Below are 17,700 nucleotides of genomic sequence, written 5' to 3'. Positions count from 1 at the left end.
CCTCCGCGTCACGGGCACGCGCGCGGCGGTCGGCGCTGCCCGCGGCGCCGGGCTGCTCAGCGACGAGGACGCCGCCACCCTGCTCGGGGCGTGGGAGCTGGCGTCGCGGATCCGTGCGGGCAACGCGCTGGCCTCGGGGAGGATGACGGGGGACAAACTCGATATCCTGGGACGTGACGCCAGGGACCTGGCCCCCCTGGCCCGCATCCTCGGGTACCCGCGCGGCAACGAGGGCGCCCTGGAGGAGCGGTGGCGCCAGAGCGCGCGCCGCGCCCGCGCAGTGATGGAACACGTTTTCTGGGAGTCGGATTCATGAGAATAGTCCTCGTCCGCCACGGACAGACCGCCGCCAACACGGCGGGGGCCCTCGACACCGTCCGCCCGGGGCTGCCGCTGACCGCCGAGGGCCGCGAGCAGGCCGAGCGCCTGGCGGCGCGGTGGGAGTCCGAGGTCTGCGGCCCCCCGGACGTGATCGCCGTGTCGGGCCTGACGCGCACGCGGCAGACCGCCGCGCCCCTGGCGCGCGAGTACGGGCTGGTGCCCGTGGTGCACCCGGGCATCCGGGAGCTGCGCAGCGGGGACGTGGAGATGGCCTCGGACGTGTGCTCCCAGATCACGTACGTGCGCACGGTCCTGCGGTGGTGCGCCGGAGATCTGGCGGCGCGCATGCCCGGTGGCGAGAGCGGGCGCGAGGCCCTGGCGCGCTCCGTCGGCGCGGTGCACTCCATCGCCCTGGGCGCCCGGGCCGAGCACGGCCCCGGGGCCGTCGTCGTCTTCGTCGTCCACGGTGGCCTCACCCGCCTGCTGTCCACGGCACTGGCGGACAACCTGGACGAGACGCTGGTCAATACGCACTTCGTGGGCAACACGGGCACCATCGTCATGGAGTGGGCCCCGGACTTCGCCCCCGCGACGGCCGACGACCTGGTGGGCGGGCTCCACGCCCTCACCTGGGACGACCGGCCGGTGGGTGACTACGAAGGGGCTCTCTGACCCCGGCGGCAGGACCGGTTCGGGTGGTCGCACCGCGGCGGCGTTGCGGTGGCGCGGGCCGGCGTTGCGGCTATTGCGGTCGCAATGTCCGATCGGTCACATAACCATGTGATGTGCGGTACGCTGCGGTCGTGGACGGTAATCGTCCGGACACCGCGATGAGGAGGTACTCCTACTGTCCCGTTCCCTGCCCCTGGTTGTTGTGATTCCCGGCATCGGTGGGAGCGAACTCGCGGACGAGGCAGGGCGCGTGGTGTACGGGAGCGGCGTCCGCCGCCTGGTCGGCTCGGCACTGGATCCGGGTGCGCTCGATATCGGCAACGATTTGCGTCCCGTTGGGCTCATCGGCCCCTGCTCTGTGGTTTTCAAGCAGCTCGTGACCGGTTACGACGGGCTGATCCGCGGGTTGGGGCGGGCTCTGGGACTGTCCGAGGCGCAGGTGGCGACGGCGGGGCCCGACTTGGCCTCCGCGGACGCCGCCCTTGTTGCTTTCCCCTACGATTTCCGCCGCCCGGTGGAGCGGATCGCCCATGACCTGGACCGCGAAGTGCGCCGCCGCGCGCAGGGGAGGCGCGTTGTCCTGGTGGCGCATTCGATGGGCGGCCTGGTCGCTGCGTGGTGGTGGGCGTTCCTCAGCGAGGGCGTCGAGGTCGCCGACATCATCACCCTGGGCACGCCCTACCGCGGGGCCGCCAAGGCTTTGAACGTTCTCGTGAACGGAGTCAGAGTCGGAGGCCATGAGTTGTCGGGTCTCACCGGGGTGCTGCGGACGTGGGACTCGGTTTTCGACTTGCTGCCCCATTACCAGGTCGTTGAGGACGGCGGGGGAGGGCCGTACCCGTATCAACTCCCATCTACGGTGACTGAGGCGGTGCCGGACTTCTCAGCCAGGGCGCTCAAGGCGTACCGGGCGAATAGGGACATGCATCGGGCGTTGGTGGAGAAAGCCGGGAGTGGAGGGAATCCGTTCACTTCCTACTACTCGCAGGGGCACGCGACCCTGGGGCGCGCCATCGTGGACGCGGCGTCGGGCCAGTTGGAAGTGGCGAAGGGCAATCCGCAGGAGTTGCCGCCGAGCTGGGACGGCGGAGACGGGACGGTTCCCGTGTTCTCGACGATCCCTGATTCCTTGGAAGACGACGTGAACAGGAGGCGCCGACTGGTCGGTAAACACCAGGACCTGGTGGAGGAGAAACCCATCTTCGATCACGTTTCCGAGCACCTGCGGGACCGTCTGCCCCCTGCGGCCCAGGGTGGTGCGCGTGATGAAGGGGGAGCGTATGTGCAGCTCGACCTTGATGACGTGCTGCCGATCGGTGAATCCCAGGCGATCCGGATGCGGGTCGTCGATTCCCGCGACCAGATCCTGGAAGTGAGTGGCGTCGGCGGCAACGTCGGCGGCCAGAGGTTCCGCGCCGAGCGCCGCGAGGACGGGTGGTGGTCCGCCCGCCTGCCCGCATTGGAGGAGGGCGTGCACCAGCTGACGGTTATAGCGACTGGTGTGCCCGGCGCTGACCGTATTCTTTTCAACACGCGAGTGGGAGCAGCATCATGCGTGAGCGAGTGAAGTGGGACTCGACCCACAATCCTGTGGGTTTGGTGGATATGGTCCACGCTGGCTGGGTGCAGCGCCTACTGCTCGCAGCGGATTGGAGCGGGTTCCCGGGCCCTGAGCCCGACCTGGTGAAGAACGGGCAAACGCGCGTTGGCGCTCAGGCGAAGAAAATATTCGAAAAGCTAGTGGATCTGGGTATTGAGTATGTCCACGAGCCGCCGGATAGCGTTCCGGGGGCACAATGGATCAGGCCCGTCACCGAGGTGCTCGGCTTCAGACAGGCGACGTGCGTGGATTTGTGCGTGACCTTCTGCTGCGCCGCGCTGGACGCCGGGATCTACCCCCTCATAGTCACACTCACCACCGCCAACGGGAAGCAACGGCACTCGATTGTCGTAGTGCCTTTGGGGCGGACATGGTCCACCGGGTGCGACGCCGTGATCGAGTCGGGGTTCAGCCGTGAGCCACTGGCGGTGGACGGGTGCGCGCTCGCCGGTGTTGTGGCGGAGTACGCCGACGATCCGACGGGCACGTGGCTGGCCATCGACGTTCAACAGGCGATGATGCCGAAGGGCGATTGGGGCACTGCTCTTTCCCGGGGCGCCGACTACCTCCAGGAATGGAAGTGGGACGTGTGCGTCGACGTCGGTGGTCAACGCAGCCACAAAGCCGACGACGCCGTTCCTCCGGGAGGCAATCTTGAGCGGATACTTGCCCCGGCCCGTACTCCATTGCCTCAGGATTTCACGCCCCTGCAACTCATCAAGGCCAGGCACGCCGTCGTCTCCTTCGAAGAGCGATCCGAGTACCGCAAGCTCCGCCAGTGGGCAACGACCCCTGCCCGCACTTCCACGGACACCGCGAATGGCGCCGGTGCCGATATCGCCGTGGCCGTGGTGACGGGCAAGGGCGGCTCGGGGAAGACTCGTATGGCCGTCGAGTTGTGCGGTGACTTGTCCTCGACCGGCTGGTACACCGGGTTCCTGCGGACGACGACCGACGTGACGGACCAGGAGCTCGCCGCTCTCGAGGATCTTGCGACCGAGCTGATGGTGGTGGTGGACTACGCCGAGGAGGCCCAGCGGGGTCGGTTGGCCGAAGTGTTCCGGGCGTTGCTGGTACGGCGAGCCCCTACGCGGATCGTGCTGACCGCACGGGGCGCAGATGCGTGGTGGGACGAGTTCCGTGAGGAGGTGGAGCAGGACGGACTAGAGCTGAGTAACACACTGGTTGTTTCGAACTTGGGGAAGGCCCGGCAGGAGGAGGACCAGGGGCTGCTCAACAGGATCTACATCCGGGCTGTGAGGGGCTTCTCCGCCAGACTGTATCATTCCTGGTTGTGGCAACTTGGTTCGGCCCCGTTGTGACGGCCTGATCTGGCCCCGCGTGCGACTTGCCGGGGTGTTGACGGTCTGAACTGGCCCCACCCCTTCACGCTGGTCCCCATCACTGGGAACCAGTCGCGAGGGCAAGGGAGCCGAGATGGGATCACGAGTGCAGCTGTACGCCGACATCCGCCACGACGCGCGAGTCGATGGCCTGTCCATCCGCGAGCTCGCCCGCAAACACGGAGTCCACCGCCGCACCGTCCGCCAGGCACTCGCCGCAGCCGAACCCCCACCCCGCAAGAAACCGGTCCGCACAGCACCGCGCCTGGACCCGTACAAGCCGGCGATCGACGAGATGCTCACCTATGACCTGACCGCGCCGCGCAAGCAGCGCCATACCGCGACCAGGATCCTGGCCCGGCTGCGCGACGAGCACGGCGCCACCGACCTGTCCTACTCCACGGTGCGGGACTACGTCCGGGTCAGGCGCGCGCAGATCGATCTGGAGGCCGGGCGCCGGGTGGAGGCGATGGTGCCGCAGGACCATGCCCCCGGCGCGGAGGCCGAGGTCGACTTCGGCGAGGTCTACGTCATCCTGGACGGCGTCAAGACCAAGTGCCACATGTTCGTCTACCGCCTGTCCCACTCCGGCAAGGCCATCCACCGCGTCTACCCGACCGGCGGACAGGAGGCCTTCCTCGAAGGGCACATCGAGGCCTTCCACGCCCTGGGCGGCATCCCCACCCGCCACATCCGCTACGACAACCTCACCTCCGCCGTCGTCCAGGTCATCCACGGCGGCGACCGGCTACGCGACGAGAACGAACGCTGGGTGCTGTTCCGCTCCCACTACGGCTTCGACGCGTTCTACTGCCAGCCCGGCATCGACGGCGCCCACGAGAAAGGCGGCGTCGAGGGCGAGGTCGGATGGTTCCGCCGCAACCACCTCACCCCCATGCCCGAAGTCGCCACCCTGGACGAACTCAACGACAAGATCCGCGCCTGGGAGCACGACGACAACACCCGCCGCATCACCGGCCACGCCAACACGATCGGGCAGGACCACCACGCCGAGCTGCCCCACCTGGCACCGTTGCCGGCCGACGACTTCGACCCCGGCCTGATCCTCCACCCCCGCGTCGACCGCTCCGCCCTGATCACCGTCCGCATGGTCAAGTACTCCGTCCCCGCGCACCTCATCGGCCAACGCGTCCGCGTGTCCCTGCGGGCCTCGTGTGTGGTCGTGTTCGAGGGCCGCACCGTCCTCGCCACCCACCCTCGCCTCGGCACCCGTGGCGTGACCCGGGTCGAGCTGGACCACTACCTCGAAGTGCTGCGGCACAAGCCCGGCGCGTTCCCCGGCTCCACCGCCCTCGCGCAGGCCCGCGCCGCCGGAGCATTCACCGCGGCCCACGACGCGTTCTGGGCCGCGGCCCGCAAGACCAGCGGCGACGTGGCCGGGACCCAAGCGTTGATCGACGTGCTCCTGTTCCACCGATCCCTCCCGTCCGACGCGGCGATCGCCGGCATCACCTCGGCCCTGTCGGTGGGCGCGATCAGCCCCGACGTCGTCGCCGTCGAAGCCCGCCGCCATGCCACCACCCACACACCCGCCCCAGCCAGCCAGACCAGGGGCGGGACGGTCGTGAACCTGCCACCCCGACGCTCCACCAACCCGCACCAGGTCATCGCGCACCTGCCCGAAGACACCCGGCCCCTGCCCACCGTCACCGCCTACGACGAACTCCTGTGCCGACGCCAACCCGATCCCGCCCCGGCCCCCGCCGAGACTCACCACCACACCCCGACAGGAACCCCATGACCACCACCAGCACCAGCCGTCCCGAGAGCCTTCGCCGTCGTCAGGGCCTCACCGAGCAAGCCGCGCAGGCCGCGATCGACCAAGCCTGCCGCCGGCTTCGGCTGCCCACGATCCGCGCCGTCGTCGACGACGCCGTGACGGCCGCCACCAAGGAACAACTCACCTACCAGGGCTTCCTCGCCGAACTCCTCCTGGCCGAGGTCGACGACCGCGACCGCCGCTCCACCCTGCGTCGCATCAAGAGCGCCGGCTTTCCCCGCGAGAAATGGCTCGCCGACTTCGACTTCACCGCGAACCCCAACATCAACCCGGCCACCATCAACGAGCTCGCCACCGGCGACTGGATCCGCCGCGGCGACCCGCTGTGCCTGATCGGGGACTCCGGCACCGGCAAGTCCCACCTGCTCATCGCGCTCGGCACCGCCGCCGCCGAGCAGGGCTACCGCGTCCGATACACCCTCGCCACCCGGCTCGTGAACGAGCTCGTCGAAGCCGCCGACGAGAAACAACTCACCAAGACCATCAACCGCTACGGCCGCGTCGACCTCCTCGTGATTGACGAGCTCGGCTACCTGGAACTCGACCGGCGAGGCGCCGAACTGCTGTTCCAGGTCCTCACCGAACGAGAGGAGAAGAACGCCATCGCGATCGCCTCCAACCAGTCCTTCTCCGCCTGGACCGACACCTTCACCGACCCCCGCTTGTGCGCAGCAATCGTCGACCGCCTCACCTACAACGCCACCATCATCGAAACCGGCACAAACTCCTACCGCCTCGCCCACACCCGAGCCCGGGCATCTGTGATGGGGTGAACAACGACCGGCTGGGCTCTTGGGGTCAGCGGTGACGGCGCAACCGCAGCGAGTTGGTGATCACGCTGACCGAGCTGAGGGCCATGGCGGCGGCCGCGATGACGGGCGACAGCAGCCAGCCAAAGGCCGGGTAGAGGGCGCCGGCGGCCAGCGGGATACCGACCACGTTGTACACGAACGCGAAGACCAGGTTCTGGCGGATGTTGCGCATCGTGTCGACCGACAGGTCGCGGGCCTTGACCAGGGCGGCCAGGTCACCGCCGAGCAGGGTCACGTCGGCGCTCTCGATGGCCACGTCGGTGCCGGTGCCCATGGCCACACCCACGTCGGCCACGGCGAGGGCGGGGGCGTCGTTGACGCCGTCGCCGGCCATAACGACCGTGTGGCCCTGGGCCTGCAGGGCCTGCACGTGGCCGTGCTTCTGGTCGGGCAGGACGTCGGCGACGACCTGGTCGATGCGCAGCTCGTCGGCGATGGCCCGGGCGGTGGTGGCATTGTCGCCGGTGAGCATGACGACCTTCATCCCGCGCCGACGCAGGTCCTCGATCGCGCCGGCGGTGGTCGCCTTGAGCGGGTCGGCGATGGCCAGCACACTGGCGGGCCTGCCGTCGACGGCCACGACGATCGCGGTCGCGCCACGGCGACGGTAGGCCTCCACCACGGCGTCCAGGGCATGGGTGTCGACGTGCTGGCTGCCCAGGAAGGCGGGGCTGCCGACGAGCACGTGCTGACCGTCGACGGTGGCGCTGACACCGCCACCCGGGTGGGCGGCGAAATCGCTGGCCGCCGGCACCGTGCGTCCCGTCTGGCGGGCAGCATCGACCACCGCCCTGGCGAGGGGGTGTTCGGAGCCGGCCTCCACAGCAGCGGCGAGCAGCAGTGTCCGGGCATCCTCGTGGCCGTCGACGCCCTGCTGGTCGACCAGGCTGGGGCGGCCCTGGGTGAGGGTACCGGTCTTGTCGACGACGAGGGTGTCGACCTTCTGCAGTCGTTCGAGGGCCTCGGCGTTCTTGACCAGCACGCCCTCGCTGGCGCCGCGCCCGACCCCGACCATGATCGACATTGGCGTGGCCAGACCCAGCGCACACGGGCAGGCGATGATCAGCACGCTGACGGCGGCCACGATCGCGAACGGCAGCCGCGGCTGCGGCCCGATCGCCAGCCACAACCCGAAGGTGGCCAGGGCGACGGCGATCACGACCGGCACGAACACCGCCGAGATCTTGTCGACCAGTCCCTGGATCGGAGCACGGGACCGCTGCGCCTGGGAGACCAGGTCGACGATCCGGGCCAGGGTCGAGTCGGCGCCCAGGCCAGTGGCCTCCACCACCAGGCTGCCGCCCTGGATGATCGTGCCGCCGATGACCCGGTCACCGGGGCTCTTGTCGACCGGAACCGGCTCGCCGGTGATCATCGACTCGTCCACATACGCGTGACCATCGACCACGGTGCCGTCGGCCGGCACCTTCTCGCCCGGCCGCACCCGGCACCGATCGCCCAGCTGCAGCTCGGCGGCCGGCACGTCGGTCTCGGTGCCGTCGGCCCCGATGCGGTGCGCGGTGGCCGGTGACAGGTCGAGCAGGGTGCGGATCGCACCGGAGGTCTGGTCGCGGGCCCGCAGCTCGAGGACCTGGCCGAGCAGCACCAGGGTGATGATGACTGCCGCGGCCTCGAAGTAGGTGCCGACCCGGCCGTCCATCGCCCGCATCCCGGACGGGAACAACCCCGGCGCCAGCACCGCGACCACGCTGTACAGCCACGCGGCACCGACACCCAACGACACCAGGGTGAACATGTTCAGGTGACGGCTGACCACCGACTTCGCGCCGCGCACGAAGAACGGCCACCCAGCCCACCACACCACCGGCGTCGACAGGGCCAGCTCGAGCCACGGCGCGACGCTGCCGGGCAGCGCACGCCCCAGCACCATGGGAACCATCACCATCGCCACCAGCGGCACGCTCAGCACCGCCGCCACCCGGAACCGGCGACGCATGTCGACGAGTTCCTGGTTCGGGCCGTCGTCGAGCCCGGCCGAGACCCGCTCCAGCGCCATGCCACAGATCGGGCAGTCACCGGGGCCGTCGCTGCGGACCTCGGGGTGCATCGGGCAGGTCCAGTCCCCTGCAGCGACCGCACCGGCCACCACCGCCGGCTCGCCGGTGGGGTGCTGGTGGTCGTGGTGCTGTGCGGCCGGCGCGTCCCCACCGTCGGCGGGTTGCAGGAACATCCCGCACTTGGGGCAGCGTCCCGGGTGGTCGCTGGTCACCTCGGGGTGCATCGGGCAGAGCCACGTGCCCTTGTCGTGGGTGTCGTGCTGCTGGGCATGTCCGTTCTGGCGGCCGTGTCCGTGCTGGTGGGTGGCGGGTGCAGCGTCGGCATCGACGAGGAACATGCCGCACTCGGGGCAGCGGCCGGGCTGGTCGCTGGTCACCTCGGGGTGCATCGGGCACGTGTAGCGGGTGGTGTGGTCGTGGGTGGCGGTGGCTGCCGGGTGGTTCATGGGTTGCTCCTCGAGACGGTGCTGCCGGTGGATGGCGGGCGGTGGTCAGTGCTGGGATCCGTGGTCCATCATGCGCATCATCAGCCACATCATGAGCATGCAGCTGATGGCGGGCACGAGGGCGGCCAGGACACCGCCGGCGGCGAGGCTGGCACGTCCGGCCCACAGGTAGCCGGCGACCACGAGCAGCATCGGTGCGCACATCAGCAGGTGCATCCAGTGGTGGGACTTGCCGTGCTGGTGGGTGGTGCTGGTGGGGTCCTGGTCGGTCATTGGGCCGGTAAGGGGCTGGCGGGGGGCCTCGCCGAAGGAGCGGGGGGCCTGGTCGGGGCTCGTGTACATGGCGTGTCCTTGTATGCTCGGGGAAGGGGTTTTCCTTCCACTTCCACGATGACGGGGCGAGGTCAATGATCTCGCGAGGTTTGGTGAAGGTCTGGTCAAGCTCTGCAGACGGCGATGGTGAGGCTGCCGCAAGGGGGCAGCCGCGCCATCAGGGCAGGCGTGGGTGGCCGACATCGGCCGGGAGATGTCAGTAGCGCAGGGTCGTCATCATGCCGAGTTCGGCGTGGTAGATGTTGTGGCAGTGCAGCATCCAGGTGCCGGGGTTGTCGGCCTGCAGGTCGGCCTCGACGGTCTCCATGGGGCGGATCAGGACGGTGTCCTTGCGCAGCCCGTCGCTGCCGGGCAGGGCCCAAGTGTGGCCGTGGATGTGCATGGGGTGGGCCATCATCGTCATGTTCGTCATCCGCAGCCGCACGCGCTGGCCGCGGCTGAGCGCCAGTGGGGTGTCCTCGCCGAAGCGTTTGCCGTTGAGGCCCCACGCGTAGGGCTTCATCTGGCCGTTGAGTGCCACGTCGAGGGTGGTGTCGGGCTTGCGGTCGGGCAGTCGGGCGCTGTCGGCGGGCTTGAGCTGGGTGGTCAGCAGGGCCTTGCCGTCGAGTTCTGCGATGCGGGTGTCCGGGGCCGGGACGTTGCCGGAGCCGGTGCGCACGATGGCGCGGGCCGGGGTGCCCTTCTTGCCCTCGGGCGCGGCCTGCAGCACGAACACGCCGTCGCCGAGGGTGATGGTCGCATCCAGTCGTTCTCCCATCGCGAGGTAGACGGCGCTGGCCTGGGTGGAAGTCACAGGGAACCCGTCGGTGTGGGTGACAGTGAGTCGATGGCCCTGCAGGGCGAGCTTGAAGATGGTGTCGGAGGAGGCGTTGACGACGCGCAGTCGTACCTTCTGCCCGGGCTTGGCGGTCAGGGTGCGGGGCGCGGCGGGGACGCGGCCGTTGACGAGGTAGTGGGGGTAGGTGACGTCCCCGGCGTCACCCAAGGGTGACATGCCGTGGTCCATGCCGTCCATGTCGTGGTTCATGCCGCTGGACACGGTGCCGTTCTGGGCCTTGAACGCGGCGAGGATGTCATCGGGTGAGGTGCCCACGCCATCGGCCCAGTCGTCGAGGGTGATGATCCACTCGTGGTCGTAGCGGCCGGGTTCAGCGGGGTCGTCGATGACCAGCGGCCGGTACAGGCCGCGGTCGATCTGCACCCCGGTGTGGGGGTGGAAGAAGTAGGTGCCGGGGTCGGGGGCGACGAACTGGTAGGTGAAGCTGCTGCCGGCCTCGATGGGTTGCTGGGTGACGCCGGGCACGCCGTCGCTTGGCTGGCGCAGCGCGATGCCGTGCCAGTGGACGGAGGTGCTGGTGGGAAGCTTGTTCTCGACGCGGACCTGCAGCAGGTCTCCGGCGCGGGCCCGCAGGACGGGGGCGTCGAGGGTCTCGTCGTAGGCCCAAGTCCTGGCCGTGACGCCGCCCAGATCGAGGGTGACCGGCCGGGGCGTGAGAACGTGGTTGACGGTCTTCGTGCCGGGGGCTGCGACCAGCGGGGTCTGGCTGGGGATTGTCAATGGGGAGTTCGGCGCGGCGGGTGCTGCGGCCGGGGTGTTCTTGGCGCCGCAGGCGCTCAAGGCCCCTGCCGAGGCCAGGCCGAGACCGGTGAACAGCACGTGGCGGCAGGAAAGTGTGTTCATGTCCTTGAGCCTGTCGGGCCCGGATGAAGCCCCCGGCAGGGGTTGGTCAAGATCTGGTCAAGAAGTCACGGTGGGCAGGGTCAGCGCGAAGGTTGCGCCGTGGCCGGGGCCGTCGCTGTGGGCCGTCAGGTCACCGCCGTGGGCGCGGGCAATGGCCCTGGAGATCGCCAGGCCGACACCGGTTCCACTGTCGACGTCGCGAGTGCGGGTGTCCTCGACGCGGTAGAAGCGTTCGAAGACGTGGGTGAGGGCCTCGGTGGGGATGCCGACGCCGTTGTCGGTGACGCGGACCACGGCCCGGTCGTGCTCGTGTCTCATCGCGACCTCGACCCGGTTGCCGCCCACCGTGTGTTGCAGGGCGTTGCGCAGCAGGTTGTCCAGGACTTGCCCGATGCGAGCGGCATCCACGTCGACGCGCAGGCCGGGAACGGTCTGGGCGTGCAGCGTCACCCCGGTGGCGTCGTAGGCGTGCCGGGCTGCGGCGACGCTGGCCGTCACGATCTGGTCGAGGTCCTGGTGGCTCAGCGACAGTGGGATGCGGCCTTCCTCGGCGCGGGAGACCTCAGAGATGTCGGCGGCCAGGGCGGCCAGCCGCTGGTTCTGCCGTATCAGGATCTCGATGTTTGCGGGGGTGAAGTCGACCACACCGTCCTGCAGTCCTTCGAGGGTGACCTGGGTGGCGGCCAGCGGGGTGCGCAGCTCATGGCCCAGGTCGGTGAGCATGCGTCGTCGGGTCTGCTCCGTGGAGGCGATCTGGCTGGCCATGTGGTTAAAGGCGTCAGCGACCTGGGCCAGCTCGGGGCTGGCCGAGGTCATCATGACGGGTTGGTCGTAGTGTCCGGCGGCGACATGTTGGGCGCCGTCCACGAGGGCTTCGACCCCGCGCGACAGGTTCCGGTTGAGGACGGTGGCGACCCCGAGGGCGGCGAGCATCGCGGTGCCCAGGCCCACGGCCAGTGACACCAGGCCCGCGTCGTGGAACGCCTGCTGAGCGTGCTCGACGACATCGGGCTGGGCGTGGCCGGCTTCGAGCATGTGCATCCGGAACCATGCCGGGCCGACCAGCAGTGCCGTCAGCACCGTGGTGGCGGCCATCGCCGCCACCACGGCCATCTGGGTCCACAGCAGTCGGCGTCCCCAACTGCCGCGCGGGTTGCGCGGCATCACTGCCCTTTGCCCATCCGGTAGCCGACGCCGCGCACCGTCTGCACGAACCGGGGCTGGGAGGGGTCGTCACCGAGCTTCTTGCGCAGGTGCGCGATGTGCACGTCGACCAGGTGGTCGTCGCCGACCCAGTCCTCGCCCCACACGGCGTCGGTGAGCTGGCGGCGGTTCAGCACCCAGCCGGGGTGTTCCGCCAGGGCCTGCAACAGGTCGAACTCGGTACGGGTCAGCTCCACCGGTGACGCGTCGAGCTCCACCCGACGCGACGACGGGTCCAGGGTGAGGGCGCCGATGCGGTGCACCACCGCGGCCGTGGCGCCCGTACTTCCGGCGCGGGGGCGTCTCAGCAGCACCTGGATGCGAGCCACCAGCTCACGCGGGCTGAACGGTTTGGTCATGTAGTCGTCCGCGCCGACCGACAACCCGATCAGCTTGTCGACCTCGTCGGCGCGGGCCGTGAGCATCAACACGTAGCAGTCGCTGAAAGTGCGCAGCTGGCGGCACACCTCCACCCCGTCCATGCCCGGCAGGCCCAGGTCCAGCACCACCACGTCGGGGGCCGTGGCCCGGACAAGGTCAAGCGCGGCCAGCCCGTCCCCGCAGGTCTGGGCCGACATGCCGGCCCGCTCGAGGTAGTTCTTCACTGTGCCCGACAGCACCGGCTCGTCGTCGACGACCAGGACACTCGGTACAACCGCAACAGAAGCGCTGTTCATGACACCACCTCACCACGGACCCGGCCGGGGATCAATTCGACGGGGCGGAGCTGGGCATCATCGTCGAGTGGTCCATGTCCGTCATGCCACCCATGTCGTGGTTCATGCCGGACATGCTGCCCATGTCGTGCTGCACCGAGGCCGGCGCCTTCGGCGAATAGCCCATGACGGCAGGGTCGAGCATGCCGAAGATCATCGCGACGTGGGCCACCACCAGGAACACGGCCACCATCGCCACGTGCAGGCGCAGGCGCCCGGTCTCGTCGCGGCCCAAGAGCTCGGCCTCCAGCAGGCTGATCACCAGCATCGGCACGCCACCGGCCAGGTACGACAGGACAGCGATCACGTCCGCGGGGCCACGCCAGCCACCATTGACCGTCAGCGGAACCACGGCAGTGATAAGCAGGTGCAGGCCGATGAACACCCACACCGGCCCGGCCAGCAACCCGGCCCAGTGGCCCACCTTCGTCACCCATCCCGGCGCCGGACGCTCACCCCGACGAGCCAACAGCATCACCAACTCGGTGATCGCGAGCGTCTCGGCCAGCACGACCGGAAGCGCCATGAACAACAGCAGGTTCCACGGCTGACGCACGGCCAACAGCCCCATGTAGTGGGTCATCGGCATGCCCTCCATCCCCGACCCGGAGGTCAGGTCAGGGGCGGCCAGGGCCAGGGCGGCAGCTGCGATGGTGCCGACACCCAGGGCAACCAGCGGCACGGTACGGGAAGAGTTCTCGTTCGAGGTCATGGCCACAAGCCTCGAAGCCCCACACCGAGGTCGGGGCAAGGGAATGTGAAGATTCGGTCAAGCCGGTCTCCAGGTAGACATGGGGCCAGAACAGACCGTCACCATGGGGCCAATCGAAGTTGACAGAGCCAATCATTCCATTCCCCGAAGCGTCGGCCTTCCCGAGGATCTGGGGGACACTGCTCTTGATGTGGTGCTGAGGGCATGGCTCGCGGTGTGCGACGAACAAGCGGATACTGGGGAGGGGATTCCGACTCGAAGCGATCTCTACGACAAAGTTCTGGAAATCGAGTTCTCTCAATGGAAGAAAGCCCCAGTACTGACGAAGATCAGCACCAATCACATGCGCCGGGCTGCGGCTACTCTCAGCCTACTCGCTCCGAACCAGGACGAGGATGAGATCGACGAAGTCCTGAGTCGGCTGCCGGAGTGGGAGCACGAGCACCTGCGCCGTAGTCGTTTCGCAGAGCTTCTTGTTCACACCCTGTTGCACGGCGACAGCGGGGACACAGTGAGTGTACGGCCGGACCCGGTGGCTGAGTACCTCGTTCTCAAGGTCTTCGGCAAGAAACCGGACCTATTGGACCAGGTGCTTCCCTCGGATCCGCTCGAGGTTCCTGGCATTGAAGATCCCGACTCCGACGAAAGCGTGGTTCAGCGGGCGTTGTTACTGGGACAGCAGTCGCAGAACGTATGCGTGGCGCTCACTCGCGCGGCTCCCCTCGATCCGACGAGGGTACGCCGTCTGGCCGGGCTGGCTTTGAGAGCGCGCCCGTACCTGTGGGGCTGTGCCCTGGATGTGGCGCTCATTCAGGGGGCCCCTTCGCTCACGCCTTGGAAGAAGTCATCGCATCTGGTGCTGACTTACCGCTCGCTGAGATCGAAAATGCGATTCCGCTCGGACACGGAGCACTGCGAGGGGTTGCCTTGGCTGCGACGAAGCGCTTGGCCGATTTCGCTGAACGCAACCCCGAGCAGCAGGCGCGCTGGGCCAATAGTCTGTCCGTTCGTCTGTCGGCGGTGGGGGACTGGGAGGGGGCGCTGGGGGCGGCCCGGGAGGCGGTGGGCCTGTACCGGGCCTTGGCCGTGAAGTATCCGGCATCCCATACTTCGGATCTTGCCGCATCATTGCACGTCCTGGCCGCATCGCTGTCGGAGGCAGGACAGAGGGAAGAATCACTCGCAGTTTTCATCGAGGACTTCGATCGTTTTCCACCCGCAACCCGCGCTTACCTGCTACTGACCAGAGCCACCTGGCGCAACGGCGGTCAGGAGGAAGACCTCAAGGCGGCTGCCCATGAGGCAAACGCGGCAGACGCCCCTACGTTCCTGGGCCCCGTGCGTCGAATGATCGCACACGCCGTTGCGGACTCGGAGCTGGAACTCGAAGGACTCCCCCCGTGGGCTACTGTGACAATCAATTCAACAATGCGCGGGAGACTCAACGCATGGCTGGATTGCAGCGACCGATCCGAGCAGGCGGACCTTGTGGAGACGACGTACTCGTCTCCGTCGGACTCCGAGCGCGTGGCACTATCAGCAGCCGCGGAGTTGTACGTGGACGTTCCGCCCCTCCGTGAACTCACTGCCCTGGTGGACGGTATCGCTGAAGACGGCCTTGAGGCAGTCGTCACCCGCCTTCGCTGCCTCCACCGTTCTCAGGTTCTCGCAGCCGACTGGTACAACGCGCACATGAACGGGCGGGGAGCCCAGTACCTGCACGAACACATGATGAGAGGCTCCGACGCGCCACAACGAGACAGTGGGAGCGACGAAGGGAGCAAGGAAGAACCCAAGGAATGGGAGAAGGGGCTGTACGATCCCAGTGTGAGAGCCGAGGTGCTCCAAGTACTGGCGTCCGGGCTTCCCGAAGCCGCAGCGGATGAGATGAGGAGAATCCTCGCACTCACCGAGCTACCGGATCCTGGAACCGCCTACGCCGCGCGCACCAGCGACGAAGGAGCCGAAGACGCGCTCAAGGAGTTCCTCATAGCCAGGAACTGGCGCGCGATGATCACCGTTCTCGAAGTGCGCCCAGGAATGGGAGACTCGCCTTACGGACGGGTCGCCGCCGTGCTCGCCGCGGCCGCGCGCGACGACCCCGGTGGCCGGATGCGCGAACTCATGGACTACGCGAGCGAGAAGCTGGACGCAGTCGACCGCAGGCTCGTCGAGGCACTCGTAGATGTGGCCCTGCACACCAAAGACTGCCCCCCGGCCTTCGCGGACCTCCGCGACTGGTTCAAGTGACGGGGGAGGGGAAAAGGAACAACGGTACCCCCAGTCGGCGCCCTGCCCGGGCCTACCGCCTCACCCTGGGCCGTCCTCGAAGGGGAAGGGCTTGACCTCGTAGGGGAAGGACCTGTACGTGAAGTAGCGCTTGAGGTGGTCCAAGTGCTCCGGGCAACTCAACCACGTCTTCGTGCGCCCCGTGTGGATGGCGGGGTTGCGCCAGATGATCGCCAGTGTCGCCCGCCGGGTGCATCCGCGCGCGGAGCACACGCCCTGCTCGGGCCCTTTCGCCAATGCCATGACGCTCTCCTCATGGTGGAACCGGTCGCAGGCGGGCACGGCGCGCCGCCCACGGAGGCACCGCCCTACCGTCGGCGGGGCGGAGCCCCTATCCTTTAGCAGTATGCCAACACTGGTCCTCATCCGCCACGCCCAAGCCGGCCACGGCTTCCGTGACTTCGACCGCCCCCTCACCCGCGCAGGCCGCGGCCAGGCCGACCGCCTCGGCGCCGCACTGGCCAGCCGCATCGGCAGCGTCGACATCGCCGTCCACTCGGCGGCGCGGCGCACCACACAGACCTTCGAGCGCGTGCGCGCCCGCCTCGCAGTGGGGGAGCACTGGGCGGACAAGGGCCTGTACTACGCGGACACGGAGGACGCGGTCGCCCTGGCGCGCGCATTCGACCCCGGGGCAGCGTCCGCCCTGATCGTGGGGCACGAGCCGACCATGAGCGCCACCGGCCACTACCTGGCGCGCGAGGGGGACCGGGACCTCATCGGCTGGGGGATCCCCACCGCCACAGCCATCGTCCTCGCCTTCGACGGCCCCTGGGAGGGATTGGGCGAGGCGGGCTGCCGCGTGCGCGACGTCCTCCTGAATGACCCCGCGCTGTAGCGCCGCCCGGGGACCGCGGCCGCCTGGCCCCGGTTCCGCGAGGCCGGCCCCCGCCTCGTCGGCCCGGGCCCGGGGCGCGCGTCCTGAGTGGGAAGGGGCCGGGCCGGACTGTAAACTGGGGCGGTACGTATCCATCCCCAAAGGGAGAACTGATGTCGGGACACTCTAAGTGGGCGACCACCAAGCACAAGAAGGCTGCTATCGACGCCAAGCGTGGCAAGCTCTTCGCGCGCCTCATCAAGAACATCGAAGTGGCCGCGCGCACCGGGGGCGGGGACCCCGCGGGCAACCCGACACTGTACGACGCCATCCAGAAGGCGAAGAAGAACTCCGTCCCCTCCGACAACATCGACCGCGCCGTCAAGCGCGGCTCCGGCGCCGAGGGCGGGGGCGCCAACTACGAGACCATCATGTACGAGGGCTACGGCCCCAGCGGAGTCGCCTTCCTGGTCGAGTGCCTCACCGACAACCGCAACCGCGCGGCCTCCGACGTGCGCCTGGGCTTCACCCGCCACGGCGGGTCCCTGGCCGACCCCGGCTCCGTGTCCTACCTCTTCTCGCGCCGCGGCGTCGTCGAGGTGCCCCCCGCGGACGGCATCGACGAGGACGCCATCATGGAGGCGGTCATCGAGGCGGGCGCCGAGGAGGTCGAGGACACGGGCGACGGCTTCGTCGTCGAGACCGAGCCCCAGGACGTGGTCGCCGTGCGCACCGCCCTGCAGGAGGCCGGCATCGACTACGACTCCGCCGAAGTGCAGTTCGTGGCCTCCACCGAGGTCGAACTGGACCTGGAGGGCGCCCTCAAGGTCAACAAGCTCATCGACGCGCTGGAGGACTCCGACGACGTGCAGAACATCTACACGAACATGTCGCTGTCGGACGAGGTCCGCGCCCAGCTGGAGGAGGCGGAGTGAG

15 protein-coding genes and 1 pseudogene are annotated in these 17,700 nt (G+C 68.7%); 9 read left to right on the top strand and 7 right to left on the bottom strand.

The genetic code is table 11. From position 1 onward, the window contains the following. From BH719_RS09930 to istB, 6 genes and pseudogenes are all read left to right on the top strand, one after another. Positions 1-316, top strand: a pseudogene (locus BH719_RS09930) (bifunctional [glutamine synthetase] adenylyltransferase/[glutamine synthetase]-adenylyl-L-tyrosine phosphorylase); the annotation flags it as partial. Next, positions 313-993: a histidine phosphatase family protein gene (locus BH719_RS01205; RefSeq protein WP_009400042.1), complete on the top strand. Its 681-nt coding sequence runs from the start codon at positions 313-315 to the stop codon at positions 991-993. The pseudogene BH719_RS09930 and the gene BH719_RS01205, both read left to right, overlap by 4 nt. A gap of 250 nt (positions 994-1,243) precedes the next feature. Further along, the gene (locus BH719_RS01200; RefSeq protein WP_245683299.1) at positions 1,244-2,560 is read left to right on the top strand and encodes an esterase/lipase family protein; all 1,317 of its coding nucleotides are present in this window, start codon (positions 1,244-1,246) and stop codon (positions 2,558-2,560) included. 173 nt (positions 2,561-2,733) lie between these two features. Further along, positions 2,734-3,915 carry a hypothetical protein gene (locus tag BH719_RS01195; protein ID WP_173647172.1) on the top strand — a complete coding sequence of 394 codons (1,182 nt, stop codon included), beginning with the start codon at positions 2,734-2,736 and terminating at the stop codon, positions 3,913-3,915. A gap of 115 nt (positions 3,916-4,030) precedes the next feature. Then, positions 4,031-5,698: an IS21 family transposase gene (gene istA, locus BH719_RS01190; RefSeq protein WP_009400036.1), complete on the top strand. Its 1,668-nt coding sequence runs from the start codon at positions 4,031-4,033 to the stop codon at positions 5,696-5,698. Further along, on the top strand, positions 5,695-6,510 hold the full coding sequence (gene istB / locus BH719_RS01185) for an IS21-like element helper ATPase IstB (RefSeq protein ID WP_009232775.1): 816 nt from the start codon (positions 5,695-5,697) through the stop codon (positions 6,508-6,510). The genes istA and istB overlap by 4 nt, the downstream gene beginning before the upstream one ends. A 25-nt stretch (positions 6,511-6,535) precedes the next feature. Here istB and BH719_RS01180 read toward each other — a convergent pair whose 3' ends face one another. From BH719_RS01180 to BH719_RS01155, 6 genes are all read right to left on the bottom strand, one after another. Then, complete coding sequence (locus BH719_RS01180) at positions 6,536-9,013, bottom strand: copper-transporting P-type ATPase (RefSeq protein ID WP_003780908.1); 2,478 nt, start codon at positions 9,011-9,013, stop codon at positions 6,536-6,538. A gap of 45 nt (positions 9,014-9,058) precedes the next feature. Further along, positions 9,059-9,355, bottom strand: coding sequence for a hypothetical protein (locus tag BH719_RS01175; RefSeq protein WP_009400031.1), 297 nt, complete (start codon positions 9,353-9,355; stop codon positions 9,059-9,061). A gap of 187 nt (positions 9,356-9,542) precedes the next feature. Beyond that, positions 9,543-11,027: a multicopper oxidase family protein gene (locus tag BH719_RS01170; RefSeq protein ID WP_034255125.1), complete on the bottom strand. Its 1,485-nt coding sequence runs from the start codon at positions 11,025-11,027 to the stop codon at positions 9,543-9,545. A 57-nt stretch (positions 11,028-11,084) separates the two neighbouring features. Continuing rightward, entirely contained in the window at positions 11,085-12,140 is a 1,056-nt protein-coding gene (locus BH719_RS01165) for a sensor histidine kinase (RefSeq protein ID WP_034255124.1), read from the bottom strand. Between the two features lie 50 nt (positions 12,141-12,190). Then, a complete protein-coding gene (locus BH719_RS01160; protein ID WP_009400021.1) occupies positions 12,191-12,907 on the bottom strand; it encodes a response regulator transcription factor in 717 nt (238 codons plus the stop codon). A 31-nt stretch (positions 12,908-12,938) separates the two neighbouring features. Beyond that, positions 12,939-13,658 carry a DUF6803 family protein gene (locus BH719_RS01155; RefSeq protein ID WP_008733373.1) on the bottom strand — a complete coding sequence of 240 codons (720 nt, stop codon included), beginning with the start codon at positions 13,656-13,658 and terminating at the stop codon, positions 12,939-12,941. An 834-nt stretch (positions 13,659-14,492) separates the two neighbouring features. On the opposite strand from BH719_RS01155, the gene BH719_RS09240 reads away from it, so the two are divergent. Next, a complete protein-coding gene (locus BH719_RS09240) occupies positions 14,493-15,908 on the top strand; it encodes a tetratricopeptide repeat protein (protein WP_173647171.1) in 1,416 nt (471 codons plus the stop codon). 60 nt (positions 15,909-15,968) lie between these two features. On the opposite strand, the gene BH719_RS01145 is transcribed toward BH719_RS09240, so the two are convergent. Further along, complete coding sequence (locus BH719_RS01145; protein ID WP_034255122.1) at positions 15,969-16,190, bottom strand: hypothetical protein; 222 nt, start codon at positions 16,188-16,190, stop codon at positions 15,969-15,971. A 103-nt stretch (positions 16,191-16,293) separates the two neighbouring features. On the opposite strand from BH719_RS01145, the gene BH719_RS01140 reads away from it, so the two are divergent. Next, complete coding sequence (locus BH719_RS01140) at positions 16,294-16,785, top strand: SixA phosphatase family protein (RefSeq protein ID WP_009400017.1); 492 nt, start codon at positions 16,294-16,296, stop codon at positions 16,783-16,785. A 152-nt stretch (positions 16,786-16,937) separates the two neighbouring features. Continuing rightward, positions 16,938-17,699, top strand: coding sequence for a YebC/PmpR family DNA-binding transcriptional regulator (locus BH719_RS01135; RefSeq protein ID WP_009400016.1), 762 nt, complete (start codon positions 16,938-16,940; stop codon positions 17,697-17,699). Position 17,700: the final 1 nt, after the last annotated feature.

This window comes from Pauljensenia hongkongensis (assembly GCF_001746855.1).
GTDB classification, from domain to species: domain Bacteria; phylum Actinomycetota; class Actinomycetes; order Actinomycetales; family Actinomycetaceae; genus Pauljensenia; species Pauljensenia hongkongensis.
The sequence above is the reverse complement of the archived record's forward strand: the minus strand, read 5'-3'. Positions and strand labels throughout refer to the sequence as shown.

Coding starts and splice junctions, on each gene's coding strand:
- BH719_RS01140 (WP_009400017.1), top strand. CDS start 16,294: ATGCCAACACTGGTCCTCATCCGCCACGCCCAAGCCGGCCACGGCTTC.
- BH719_RS01170 (WP_034255125.1), bottom strand. CDS start 11,027: ATGAACACACTTTCCTGCCGCCACGTGCTGTTCACCGGTCTCGGCCTG.
- BH719_RS01205 (WP_009400042.1), top strand. CDS start 313: ATGAGAATAGTCCTCGTCCGCCACGGACAGACCGCCGCCAACACGGCG.
- BH719_RS01160 (WP_009400021.1), bottom strand. CDS start 12,907: ATGAACAGCGCTTCTGTTGCGGTTGTACCGAGTGTCCTGGTCGTCGAC.
- BH719_RS01175 (WP_009400031.1), bottom strand. CDS start 9,355: ATGTACACGAGCCCCGACCAGGCCCCCCGCTCCTTCGGCGAGGCCCCC.
- BH719_RS01165 (WP_034255124.1), bottom strand. CDS start 12,140: ATGGCCGTGGTGGCGGCGATGGCCGCCACCACGGTGCTGACGGCACTG.
- istB (WP_009232775.1), top strand. CDS start 5,695: ATGACCACCACCAGCACCAGCCGTCCCGAGAGCCTTCGCCGTCGTCAG.
- BH719_RS01180 (WP_003780908.1), bottom strand. CDS start 9,013: ATGAACCACCCGGCAGCCACCGCCACCCACGACCACACCACCCGCTAC.
- BH719_RS01135 (WP_009400016.1), top strand. CDS start 16,938: ATGTCGGGACACTCTAAGTGGGCGACCACCAAGCACAAGAAGGCTGCT.
- BH719_RS01145 (WP_034255122.1), bottom strand. CDS start 16,190: ATGGCATTGGCGAAAGGGCCCGAGCAGGGCGTGTGCTCCGCGCGCGGA.
- BH719_RS01155 (WP_008733373.1), bottom strand. CDS start 13,658: ATGACCTCGAACGAGAACTCTTCCCGTACCGTGCCGCTGGTTGCCCTG.
- istA (WP_009400036.1), top strand. CDS start 4,031: ATGGGATCACGAGTGCAGCTGTACGCCGACATCCGCCACGACGCGCGA.